Below are 11,030 nucleotides of genomic sequence, written 5' to 3'. Positions count from 1 at the left end.
GCCAAAAGGCTTTTCAAGGACTCCGTCCCGCTGGCGCGATCAATAGCCCAGGCGTCTCACCCTAGCCTGAAACGACTGTAGAAATCGAAAACTAAAATTAGAAATCAAAAATCGGCAGCCCCAAGCTGCAGAAGAGCAACAGTGGCGCCTTCCTATTGGGGAGACTGATCCGCAAACCCACGTGGTCAAACGTATCTCTCCGCAACGTAGCAGGCTCACCACCGTTGCCCTCAACAACCTTTCCTCGCCATCCCCCCTGGTTTATGGGATGAGCCAACTGGCTAGCCGGCGTCACCCTTTTAGAGGGATCCCAAGCCAAGGGTTTAGCTGAGCGCGTTGATGGCGTAGTCGATGTAGGTGTTGGCTTCGGTGGCCGCTTGCCCGGTCAGGCCGTGGTTGGCTTTGATGTAGCGCAGGGCTTCGATGAACCAACTGGGGGAGAGCTCAAAAGCGGCGTTGATTTCGCGGATCCCGGCCAACTGATACTCGTCCAGAGGACCGGTGCCACCGGCTACCAAGCAGTAGGTGATGTAGCGCAGGTAGTGGCGCACGTCGCGGGCGCACTTGTCTTTGCCGGCTTGGGTGTGGCACTGCCCACCGGGTTGGGTGGTGTAGGGGAACTTGGCGTAAACCGCTTCGGTGGCACCGCGCACCAGCTCGTCGGCACGGCTGCTCAGAACTCGGGCGGCTTCCATGCTGGCGGCAGCCCGCTGAAAACGGCCATTGATGGCCTGCAATTCGCTGTTGCTCAGGTAGCGCCCTTGGCTGTCGGCAGTGGCGATGGCGTCAACAATTGGGGTTTGCATGATTCAAAACGCTCCTTTACTTAACTCAAGCTCAATGCAAAAAACAAAGCAAAAGATTCAAAGTCTCAACTGCAAAATCGCTGCAAAACAGGTTACTTTTCCAGGGATCCCCTGCCAACCCGAGTTGTCTTAGATCCCAGAGAGGTCTTCACAACTGGATCCGGACACAACAGAAACTTCAGTCCACAAGGGATCAAACCACAGCGGCAGCAGCGCGATCGAAGTAGGATTCGATTTCGGCAATCAGAGCGCTGCAGTCACCCCGGGTGATGCCGTTGGGGTCGTTTACCACCGCCACCGCAGCCTTTTTCATCTTTTGGATACCGTTGGCCACTGAGCTGCCGGGGGTGCCCAAGGCTTGATAGGTTTCCCGCAGGCCGTTCAGGCAGCGCTCGTTCAGCACACTGGCATCTCCGGCTGCCACTGCGTAGGTGATGTAGCGGAGAATAATGTCCATGTCCCGCATACAGGCGGCTACGTTACGACTGGGGTAGGCAGGGCCACCGGGAGCGTTCAAATTGGGCTCCTCGGCAAACAACTGACGGATGGCATCGGTCACGATCTTGGAGGCATTGCTGGTGAGGCGGTTCACAGCGTCCAAACGCTTGTTCCCCTCGGCAATTACCTGCTGGAGAGCGGCAAACTCGTTCTCTCCCAAAAAAGCGCCTTTGGAGTCAGCTTGGGCAACAACTTTGCCAAATACATCGTTCATGGTTTTGAATCTCCCTAGCGAAAGTAAAAGAGGTTATGAATCCACATTCCCTGCAGCGGACAAGAGAGCACCTGCCGGCCAGGAATGCAACACCGCTTGGATCCCCAGTGCCGAGAGGTGCTGTTTAACTCACAGAACCGCCGACGGGATCGAAGCCGATAGAACCAAGATGAGCAAGCGAAGCTCGCCCCCAGAGCCAGGCCACCATCTACGGGATCGGACTTGGACAAGAAGCCTCAGCCGCTGCTGGCAACCTCAACTGGGCAGACGAGGAGAAGCTGGCTCGCCTTGTTTCCAGTCTTTTTCTACCGCGAAGGCAAGAAGCGATGAAATCAAAAAATGTAAATCGGCTTTACCTCGCGCAAAAGGTCTTAGATCGGTTTCCAACCTGCTTCCCATCTCGGATCCCAGGCTGTTCTCCCTGTCCTTCGCGGGAGTAGTTTTTTACAAAAGAGAATGTTTCTTTGCCTAGCTTTACAACATGAACAAAGATGTCAGCCCCGATCGCGGCTTTGCAGCTTGCAAGGGATCCATTTTCAGTATCAGAGCGAACATTCTCATAAAGGATACATAATTTAACACTTGCTGCAATCCTCGGTCGGGCCTGAGGTTGGGGCAAAATCTGAGAAGGTTCCCCTTGCTCTCCGGAGATTTTCGGTACATACCTTTACAGAATTCTCGATGCCCGCTTATGTCTATTGAGTCGGATCGCACTCCTTCCCCGGAGCTGCTGCAGATGGCGCGCTGGTTGGCAGGAGACTTCAGCAACCAAGAGCAAGCCTGGGAGAATCCACCGTTTTTTGCCCAAATCCGAGTGGCCTACCGCCCCTTGCCGGCCCAAGTTTTGGGCGGGATCGGCTTTTATGTGGAGCAAGCCTACAGTGGCCATTTGGAAGATCCCTATCGGCAGGCGGTGGTGGAATTGACTCAGGCAAGCGCTGGGATCGTGATTCGCAACTACCGCCCTCTGGAGCCGCAGCGGTGGCGGGGCTGTGCTCGGGAAAGGGCAGACCAACTGAGTCAACTGCAGGCTGCCGACCTAGCCTATCTAGAGGGGTGTGATGTGCATGTGAAGAGGCAGGGATCCCTCTTCATCGGCGCGACGGAGCCGGGGTGCCGGTGTTGCGTGGTGCGCAACGGCCAAGCCACTTATCTGCAGACCACCTTGCACCTGAGCGAGAGCGAGTTTTGCAGCCATGACCGAGGGATGGATCCCATCACCCACCAGCAGGTTTGGGGAGCCCTGGCAGGCGCTTTTCGCTTCCAAAAAGTGGTCGATTGGCAGGCGGAGCTAATGCTGTAGGCTGCAGCCCATCCAGCCCCACAACTCCACAGTTGACAGCGCTATTGCGCACTCTCCCTCAGCCAGCTTTGTGTACACTGTCCTTGGCCGGGATCCAAATCCCCCAGGTTTGAGCGTGCTGTTTACCGGTTGCAACCGGGCTAGGCTCCTTTTAATTCAGTGTGGGTATTCAATGCAGGCGAGGTCGGGCCCAAAGGATGAGCCACGGTCTGGGTGGGCTTGGCACAGCCCTTGGGGAATGGTGATCGCCCTGGTTGGGATCTTGACCTTGCTGCTGCTCGGTGCCGGCTGTTCTGGCCAGGGGGAATCTGCAGCTTCCCCCCCTGCGTTGATCCCTCTCCCACCTCAACCGGGAACCGAGTCGATTCCCATGCCGGTGCGTACCCTGGGCAACAGCCGCTTCAAGCTCCTGGGCCTGACAGTGGGGGTGGCCGGGAGCGGAGCTGAGGTGTTACTGGATACCGGCTCGGCAGGTTTGCGCATCATAGCGACAGCAGCAGGTCGCTTTGGCCTGGAGCGGACGGGGATCCCTTCCACCGTGACGTTTGGAGATGGCACGCAATTTATCGGCGTGTTGGCCCGCGCCCCCTTCAGCATAGGAGGGATCCCCAGTCGGGAGCCGGTAACGATTCAGTTGATCGACCGGATCACCTGTGTGGACGCCCTGGTGGCCAGTTGTTCAGAGAACTTGTTTGGAGAAGGGCGGCCCTTCGCCGGGATCCTAGGCACATCCTTGGATGAGCGCAGCCCCAACCGCGAGCTGTTTAGTCCGCTCACCCGTCTTCCGGGCAATTTCCGCTCTGGGTACATTATTCAAACGGGGGGCTTCAACTCCACCCAGGGCCTGTTCACGGTTGGCCTAACGGCGGCCAACACCGCCGGCTTCAATTTCCGGCAGTTTCCCCAGGTGGGAAGCTTTCCCGATGGCACACCCATCTGGCGGGATGAGGCTTTGCAAGTGGCCTACAGCATTAGCAACACTTCCATTCAAAATGCCCTCAGCCCCACCGTTTTTGACAGTGGTTCTTCCGACATTTTTCTCAATGTCAGGCTGTTGGGGGCAGCTCCTTTCTCCACCTCGACCTTGCCCCCCGGCGCTGAATGGCGAGCTGTGCTGGAGGGGGCTTTTGACTACCGCATTCGGGTTGGCTTTCCCATTACGCCCAGCCGGGATCGGATTTTTGTTAACGGCAACCAAGGAGTGCAACTGTTGGGCATGCCGCTGTTTTTCAACGCCGACGTTGCCTTTGATATTGAAGGCGGTCGGATCGGCTTTCGCCTACGTTGAGACGAAGTTGTTTTCAACATCCAAAAGCATTGGGATCACTTGCGGAGAAGAACTTGCCATGTTCGGCCGAGCCTTGAAAACCGGGAACAGCACGCCGCACAGATGGCCTTGGGTTTGGGGGCTACTGCTGCTCTGTTGGCTAGGGCTGAGCGGGCCGGCTTGGTCGATCAGCTTGGGGGATCCCTTGCCGGAGTGGGCTGAGTCTGTGCAGGTGGGACGACAGCGGCTGCGCGGGGTGGAGCAATACCGCGGCCAGGAACAAATCCGCGCCTATGGCAACGAAGCAGGACGGGTGTTTTGGATTCAAATCAACAGCAGCGCTGACTTGCCCCCGGATTACCGAGACTATTTGGGCGAATACCAACACTTTCCGGTAGAAGTCGTAGAAGTGGTGCCGTTGCGAGCCCGACGGCTGCGCTTCCGCCAGGGGGATCGCAGTGCTGAGTGGCAGGTGGTGGGCATGAGCGGTCGGTTTCAGGCAGAGGCGATCAGCGAAGATTTGGCTCCGCCAGGGTTGTTTGGAGATCCCTCGTGAAGAGCAGGAGAATTAGAGCTTATCCTAGAGATCCTAGAGAGAAACTTGAAACTAGAGTCTGCCAATGAATTTACTCCAGAAGAAAGTTGAGGTTACTCTTAATCGCTTCTTCGTCAAGGAGCTAACTCAAGAAGAGCTCACCTTCTATGAGTATAGTTGCAGGCCAAACCCTCTTCCAGATCTAGGAGAGGAGCAGAGGGCTCTCTCCAAGATTTGTAATCAGCTAGGTGTAATGGCTGTTCGTCTGGGAAATCGCATCATAACCCGAGAAAAAGTTCCGGCCAGTAAACTCAAAACAGAGGAATGGGAGTTGGAAGAGCTTGGTTCTAAGGCTCTAGATTGTACAGACCCTACAGAGAGACAGGCTCTAGAAACTTTCGAGCGCAAGAAACTAGATTGGAGTCTAAGATCTAAGTACAAAAGAACAGAGATTGAGCGATCAACAGGAGGAGGATTGATCTGGTGGGTTACGGGTCTGGAAGGAGTAGAACGGATTAAGGACTCGGAAGGAGTAAAACCACTTTGCGGAGATGGGTGGGAGGTTCACAGAGGAAGAGAGCTAGACGTTGTTATTAGACAAGATAAGAAGCTCTATCTAGAGATCGACATCCGATACCATTTCTACAGCCCATGGACGCTGCATGAGTGGCTGGAAAATTACCCAGATGTCTCAATTGAAATTGTACGAAACACATACAGGACAAAAAATAATAAATACCCAACTTGGGAGTATCGAGGCATTATTTCCAATCAGTCGCCAAGGGAAGTATGGTTAGCGGAGCTAAACACTAGCTTAGCGGATTATCATGTACAGAAGTACGGAGCAACTCCAGAAGAAGTTGATGGCTCTCTGGTGGTTCAAGTGGTCTCCAGAGAACGCAATTTCAGACAAAAGGCAGAGCCTATCCTTCATCTATCGCGGAGACTGTCGCCTGTTTTAACTTTGGAGATGCTAGCAAGTATAGAAGATCAAAGATGGACTGGCAAAAAAGTTAGCTCCTTGGTTAGCGAGCACATCAGAAAAAGTTTAGAAGAGAGATTGAAAGAGTCTAAAGAGACCGCAAAAACTATTATAGAAAATGTCTACAATATTTCTGACTTTCAGGCTGATCCCCTAAAAGCAGAAGGATACATTATGCCAAGGCCAAGGCTATTGGGGTTTGGTCATAGACAAGTCCAAAACCTCGCGAGAGTTAGGTACCAAGGATGTGCAAGAGTTGGCGAGACAAAGTTTGGACTTCTAAATCTTGACGATAATAAACGTGAGTATCCTACTGAGGTTCGCAAGTGCCTACTTGAAGTAGCTAAAAAGAGCGGAGCAAGAGTTGAAATAGACTTTTACGCAACCCGTCAAGATTTGCCTGAAGGCGACCTTGCTCAACAGAGGTTTTGGCAAAGCTGGGCCGACAAAGGGATCAAAACCGTTCTGGTTGTCATGCCCTTGTCGCCTAATGAGCACAAGCAAAAGATCCGCTTGCAAGCACTTCGAGCAGGAATAGCAACTCAGTTTATGATTCCTGGAGCTGACCCCTACAAAGCTCTAAATGTCGTACTAGGACTTCTGTGTAAAGCTGCGTGGCAACCCGTGTTGCTTGAACCCCTCGATCATCCTGAGTGCTCCGAGCTTACCATTGGTTTTGATGTGGGGACGAATCGAGAGCTTTACTACGGAACCTCTGCCTTCGCGGTACTGGCCAATGGTCAAAGCTTAGGCTGGGAGTTGCCCGATATACAAAGAGGAGAAACTTTTTCCGGCGAGGCAATTTATCAAACCGTGTCCAAGCTCGTCAATAGATTCTACAACAAATTTCATCGATACCCTAGAAAGGTTCTTTTGATGAGGGATGGCTTAGTTCAAAGAGGCGAATTTGATAAAACAATTGAGGAACTAAGAAAAGAAAAGATTGCTGTGGATATTGTTGGAGTGCGCAAAAGTGGCACAGTCAGAATGGGAAGAGAGGAAAAAGGAAGCTATAGAGACGCTGCAATGGGCACTGTCATTTTTGACCATGAACGAAGGTCATTTATGCTCGTAACAAGCCAGCCCATTAAGAAGTCCTCGGTGCCAATTGGCAGCGCAAGACCGCTGCGAGTTGTCCATGAACACGGCAACACTCCTTTGGAAGTTCTGGCTATACAAACTTACCATCTCTCCCAGCTTCATCCCGCCAGTGGTTTTCAAGCCTGTAGGCTTCCTTGGGTATTGCACTTTGCCGACAAAAGCAGTAAAGAGTTCCAGCGCATTGGCAACAGCATTTTTAGTGTGCTGCAGAACATAAACCGAGAGAAGTTGATTGCCGTCTAGCCAAGGGAGGGGATCCCCACCTGCCGGCCTTGCTAGGATTGGGGGGGTGGTTGGTGTTGCGGCTATGGTGGAGATGAATGAGGTCTGGAAGACCTTTCTAAGCAATCCTGTTCCGTTCTGTGGCGGTTTTCTCAGCGGCCTGCTGCGTTTGGATGTGAAGCAAGATCCGCTGCGCAGTTGGCTGGAGTCCCAGGGGCTGAGGGTGGAGGAGCCCCCGCCTTCCGGTCGCTCCGACGGCCCCCAATCCATTTCCATTGAATAGGCGTACTCAATCGGCGGGCAGAGAGTAGGGATCCCTTCCGAACGCTTTCTCTCAGGTGTGGGAAGCGCTCTGATCCGGGCACAAGCAGCGACAAGAAGGGCAGCAAGAGCAGGGTTGCGAGGTGAGCTGATGTTCCCTGAACCCTCCCAATTTAGGAAGCGGCAGGGATCCCTTCGAGGCTGGGGCTATCTCGGCGGGGTGGTGTTCCTGGTAACGGGACTGGTCGGTCTGCCGTCAGGGGATCCAGCCGTGGCCCAATCGGCTCCCTCTTCTCTTGCCAGCCCTAAGCAGGATCCCCAAGCTTGGCTGGAGCGCTACAACGCCGCTCTAGAGCAATTGCCCCCTTTGCCCAACTTGCAATATCGCCAGCAGGTGCGGGTAGAGGGATCCCAAACCTTCACAGCCACGTTGGATGTGCTCTACCGCCGCGACGGCAGTTGGCAGGCTTGGGTAGCCGAAGGGGATCGCATCCGCCTCTTGGATTCGCGCCAATTGGAAGTGGTGAACCAGTCGGATCTGCTGCAGCTGTACTCGGTGTATGTGAGCCGACCGGAAGCCCTCTTGCCCTCGGTGAGCTTTTACTTGAAGGCGGATCCCAGCCGCTACCGCGTCCTCTCCTCAGAACGGGTGGATTTGGCTGGATCCCCTGTCCAGCACTTGCGCCTAGAGCCCATTCAGGAAGGCCAGTTGCGGGAGCTGTGGCTGGATCCGCAGTCGGGGCTGCCGCGGCAGGTGTTGCTGTTTTTGTCGGGGGTGTGGGGGCAGGCCTATGTCCTGATGGGGTTTACGGCGGTGCCAGCTCCCGAGGGAGGGGAGCGCTACTGGCTGCCGGAGAGCACCCGCATCAATTTGGGCTATGGCTTTTGGACCCTGGAGGGCCTGAACCGCCGCGTGTTCAGGGGATCCCTGTCCATCCAGCATGACTACCAGGACTACCGCATTTTGCCAGAAGGGACGCAGTTGCGCTTTTTGCCTTCGCAGCCGCCGGTGGATGCGCCGCCGGTGGTAGCCGGCCTGCCGGGGAGCGCTCCTCAAGCGGAGTTGGGAGATGTGCGGGCCTTGGGAGTGGATGAGCAGGGCAACCAGCAGTTCAGCATTGGCCTGGGCCGGCGCTCCAGCCCGGACAATTCCTTGGAAGACCGAATCGTTGCTTTCAACCTAACCCGACCCACCAGCCGCAACGCCCTGACCCAAATCGATACTTTAGCTCTTTTGCCTCTGGGGAATGGCCAGTTGCCCATCTATCTCTTCCAATTCGACACCGGTCGCCCCCTCTCGCCCCTGCAGGGGGTAGAGCGCCCGCAGGTGGATCCCAACGAGGTCTTCGCTCCTAAGCCGCCAGCCATCAAACTCTTTGGAGATTAGCTCCCCAATGCTGATAGATGCTGCCTATGGGGTGATCCCCATCCTGCCCCGCCCGCCCGCCCAGGAAGCTCCCAGACTGGGCTCTTCTCATTTGTATCTGCTCATCCAGCACCAGAAGGGGCATTGGGCTTTCCCAAAAGGGCACAAGGATAGCTCCGAAAGCGACCTGGAGGCGGCGCAGCGAGAATTGCGAGAGGAAACCGGCTTGACCGACTACCAGCTTCTGACCCTGCCCGGCCAGTCTGACCCTTTGACGCTGCAGGAAGCCTACACCTTTACGGATCCAGAGGGGAACCGAGTGGCCAAAACCGTTACCTACTACGTGGCCTTGCTGCCGCCCCAATTTCCTCCCCCTGAGCTACAGGTGCAACCAGAGGAGGTGGCCGCCTACCGCTGGTGCTCCTACCCCGAAGCCTTGGAGCAGATCAGTTTTGAAGAGAGTCGGCAACTGCTGCGCCGCTGCCAGGCTTATCTGCAAGAGCTGTGGGGAGGTCAGTCCACTGGAGTCTGACCTAGGGCAGGCCCGGCCCATCCGACTTGGCCAATACCTGGGAAACGCCCTCACTCGGCAGCCTGCGCCGCCTGACATCCTCCCAGTTGCAGCCTCTCCCCAGCCGCTATGCAGCTCAGGCCCGCCAAAGGGGTATTGTGCAGTGGATCCCGCCAGTTGAAGGTCAGCTCCCCCTGTTGGTGTTCGACCCTCATCTCTGGCCTGCCTGTTCTTGAGAAGGGAGAAGGGGCAGTTGCAGCTCTGGATTCTCCACGCGGGTTAGCTCCCAGCGAAAGGGCTCCCCACCCCGTCGCTGCCAATTCAATTGGAAGGGTTGCTCCAGCGCATTCACCTGATCTCGCGTTAGGTTGGCTAAGGGGCCGCCGGAGCCCTCGATAACAAACCAGAGGGTGGCCTGTCCTTGGCGACTGGGATCCCCTAGGTCGAGCTGCACCTGCAGCGCTTGGGGTTGGAGGCGCAAGCGAAAAAATTGGCCGAAGATCTCGCGGCTGTAGGCCAGCGCCCGCTGCTTGTTCAGGCCCCAACCATCGCTATAGGCCTCAGATACCAACATCTCCACCTGATCCCAGTTGCGCTGCTCCACCGCCCGCAGCAATCTCTGGGTGTGGGCCCGGATTTGCCGCTCGGGCCGCCCGTAGTGCCAAAAGGCTCCCACCCCGATAGCCAAGACGACGGATCCCACCACCCCCCAGCGCAGCCAGGGGGGAAGGGGTGAAGGGGGAGAATGGAGAGAGGTCGACAAGGGATCCCTCTTGGGCTGCTCCCTCTAGCCTACGGGATCTACATGTGAGAAGATCAAAGTCCCATCCCCAAATCTGTGCAGCCTTTGCCGGTCACAGCACGCCCCAGAAGTTTAGCCAACCGGTCATGACCAAGTCCACCGACCGCCTGCTGCTGGAGTTTGAGCAGCCTGTTGCCGCCCTGGAGCAACGAATTCAAGAAATTCGGGCCTTGGCAGAAGAAAACGACATCGATGCTTCTGAGCAGATTCGCCAATTGGAAGCCAAAGCCGAAGAGCTGCGCCGCGAGATCTTCAGCCAGCTCACGCCAGTAGAACGGCTCCAGGTGGCCCGTCACCCCCGCCGCCCCACCACCCTGGATTACGTACAGACCATCTGTGACGACTGGTTTGAGCTGCACGGGGATCGCCACGGCCAGGACGATCCAGCCATTGTGGGCGGGTTGGCCAAGCTGGGGGATCAGCCGGTGATGATCCTAGGCCACCAAAAGGGTCGCGACACCAAAGACAACATCCACCGCAACTTTGGGATGCCCAATCCCGCCGGCTACCGCAAAGCCCTGCGGCTGATGGAACATGCCCACCGCTTCGGCCTGCCTCTTTTGACCTTTATCGACACGCCGGGAGCCTACCCAGGGGTTAAAGCCGAGGCGGAGGGTCAGGGGGAGGCCATTGCCACCAACCTGCAGACCCTGTTTCGGTTGGAGATCCCCATCATCTGCACCGTCATCGGCGAAGGGGGATCCGGAGGAGCATTGGCCATTGGCATTGGCAACCGCATCTTGATGTTTGAGCACGCCGTCTACTCCGTGATCTCGCCGGAAGGCTGCGCGGCTATTCTCTGGAAAGACGCCAAAAAAGCTCCGCAAGCGGCGGCAGCCCTGCGCATTACCGCCCAAGACCTGCTGCAACTGGAGGTGATCGACGAGATCCTGCCGGAGCCGGTCGGCGGCGCCCACCGCGCGCCCTTGGAAGCTGCTCAAACCCTCAAAGAGGCTCTTCTCAGGCATCTCAAGGAACTTTCTAGCCTGAGCGGGCGAGAATTGCGCGAGGAGCGCTACCAAAAGTTTCGCCGCATGGGAGCGTTTCTGGAGCTTTCTGAATAGACTTATGCATCCCTGATTTATAGTCGTTTCAGATTAGGGTGAGACACCTGGGCCATTGATCGCGCCAGCGGGACGGAGTCCTTGAAAAGCCTTTTGGC

General features: G+C 56.1%; 12 protein-coding genes. 8 read left to right on the top strand and 4 right to left on the bottom strand.

What is annotated here, in order from left to right; genetic code table 11:
• Positions 1-323 precede the first annotated feature (323 nt).
• Both NW843_RS00415 and NW843_RS00410 read right to left on the bottom strand, forming a co-directional pair.
• Positions 324-806, bottom strand: a complete 483-nt coding sequence (locus NW843_RS00415; RefSeq protein WP_011434281.1) for a phycocyanin subunit alpha — start codon at positions 804-806, stop codon at positions 324-326.
• Positions 807-999: 193 nt separating this feature from the next.
• On the bottom strand, positions 1,000-1,518 hold the full coding sequence (locus tag NW843_RS00410; protein ID WP_011434282.1) for a phycocyanin subunit beta: 519 nt from the start codon (positions 1,516-1,518) through the stop codon (positions 1,000-1,002).
• A 691-nt stretch (positions 1,519-2,209) separates the two neighbouring features.
• Between NW843_RS00410 and NW843_RS00405 the strand changes: the two genes are divergently transcribed.
• The 7 genes from NW843_RS00405 to NW843_RS00375 all read left to right on the top strand — a co-directional run bounded on the left by NW843_RS00405 (position 2,210) and on the right by NW843_RS00375 (position 9,087).
• Positions 2,210-2,821 carry a chromophore lyase CpcT/CpeT gene (locus tag NW843_RS00405; RefSeq protein ID WP_414521780.1) on the top strand — a complete coding sequence of 204 codons (612 nt, stop codon included), beginning with the start codon at positions 2,210-2,212 and terminating at the stop codon, positions 2,819-2,821.
• Positions 2,822-3,089: 268 nt separating this feature from the next.
• Positions 3,090-4,109: a hypothetical protein gene (locus NW843_RS00400; RefSeq protein ID WP_414521779.1), complete on the top strand. Its 1,020-nt coding sequence runs from the start codon at positions 3,090-3,092 to the stop codon at positions 4,107-4,109.
• A gap of 58 nt (positions 4,110-4,167) precedes the next feature.
• Positions 4,168-4,644, top strand: coding sequence for a hypothetical protein (locus tag NW843_RS00395; protein ID WP_414521778.1), 477 nt, complete (start codon positions 4,168-4,170; stop codon positions 4,642-4,644).
• Between the two features lie 232 nt (positions 4,645-4,876).
• A complete protein-coding gene (locus NW843_RS00390) occupies positions 4,877-6,949 on the top strand; it encodes an argonaute PAZ domain-containing protein (RefSeq protein WP_414521777.1) in 2,073 nt (690 codons plus the stop codon).
• Between the two features lie 46 nt (positions 6,950-6,995).
• A complete protein-coding gene (locus NW843_RS00385) occupies positions 6,996-7,211 on the top strand; it encodes a hypothetical protein (RefSeq protein ID WP_414329987.1) in 216 nt (71 codons plus the stop codon).
• Positions 7,212-7,340: 129 nt separating this feature from the next.
• On the top strand, positions 7,341-8,576 hold the full coding sequence (locus NW843_RS00380; protein ID WP_414329984.1) for a hypothetical protein: 1,236 nt from the start codon (positions 7,341-7,343) through the stop codon (positions 8,574-8,576).
• A gap of 7 nt (positions 8,577-8,583) precedes the next feature.
• A complete protein-coding gene (locus tag NW843_RS00375) occupies positions 8,584-9,087 on the top strand; it encodes a bis(5'-nucleosyl)-tetraphosphatase (protein WP_414521776.1) in 504 nt (167 codons plus the stop codon).
• Positions 9,088-9,137: 50 nt separating this feature from the next.
• Here NW843_RS00375 and NW843_RS00370 read toward each other — a convergent pair whose 3' ends face one another.
• Positions 9,138-9,281, bottom strand: a complete 144-nt coding sequence (locus NW843_RS00370; RefSeq protein WP_414422139.1) for a hypothetical protein — start codon at positions 9,279-9,281, stop codon at positions 9,138-9,140.
• Positions 9,278-9,829: a hypothetical protein gene (locus NW843_RS00365; RefSeq protein WP_414521775.1), complete on the bottom strand. Its 552-nt coding sequence runs from the start codon at positions 9,827-9,829 to the stop codon at positions 9,278-9,280. Before NW843_RS00365 ends, NW843_RS00370 begins: the two co-directional genes overlap by 4 nt.
• 125 nt (positions 9,830-9,954) lie before the next feature.
• Between NW843_RS00365 and NW843_RS00360 the strand changes: the two genes are divergently transcribed.
• Complete coding sequence (locus NW843_RS00360) at positions 9,955-10,932, top strand: acetyl-CoA carboxylase carboxyltransferase subunit alpha (protein ID WP_414521781.1); 978 nt, start codon at positions 9,955-9,957, stop codon at positions 10,930-10,932.
• Positions 10,933-11,030 lie beyond the last annotated feature (98 nt).

The organism is Synechococcus sp. R5-12, from assembly GCF_047502655.1.
In the GTDB taxonomy this organism is placed as follows: Bacteria; Cyanobacteriota; Cyanobacteriia; order Thermostichales; family Thermostichaceae; genus Thermostichus.
Note: the sequence above shows the minus strand (reverse complement) of the source record. Positions and strands in the feature narration are given on the sequence as shown.

What these genes read in the sequence shown, in the direction of transcription:
- NW843_RS00415 (WP_011434281.1), bottom strand. Translation starts at nt 806, where the DNA reads ATGCAAACCCCAATTGTTGACGCCATCGCCACTGCCGACAGCCAAGGG.
- NW843_RS00410 (WP_011434282.1), bottom strand. Translation starts at nt 1,518, where the DNA reads ATGAACGATGTATTTGGCAAAGTTGTTGCCCAAGCTGACTCCAAAGGC.
- NW843_RS00405 (WP_414521780.1), top strand. Translation starts at nt 2,210, where the DNA reads ATGTCTATTGAGTCGGATCGCACTCCTTCCCCGGAGCTGCTGCAGATG.
- NW843_RS00395 (WP_414521778.1), top strand. Translation starts at nt 4,168, where the DNA reads ATGTTCGGCCGAGCCTTGAAAACCGGGAACAGCACGCCGCACAGATGG.
- NW843_RS00390 (WP_414521777.1), top strand. Translation starts at nt 4,877, where the DNA reads ATGGCTGTTCGTCTGGGAAATCGCATCATAACCCGAGAAAAAGTTCCG.
- NW843_RS00380 (WP_414329984.1), top strand. Translation starts at nt 7,341, where the DNA reads ATGTTCCCTGAACCCTCCCAATTTAGGAAGCGGCAGGGATCCCTTCGA.
- NW843_RS00375 (WP_414521776.1), top strand. Translation starts at nt 8,584, where the DNA reads ATGCTGATAGATGCTGCCTATGGGGTGATCCCCATCCTGCCCCGCCCG.
- NW843_RS00370 (WP_414422139.1), bottom strand. Translation starts at nt 9,281, where the DNA reads ATGAGGGTCGAACACCAACAGGGGGAGCTGACCTTCAACTGGCGGGAT.
- NW843_RS00360 (WP_414521781.1), top strand. Translation starts at nt 9,955, where the DNA reads ATGACCAAGTCCACCGACCGCCTGCTGCTGGAGTTTGAGCAGCCTGTT.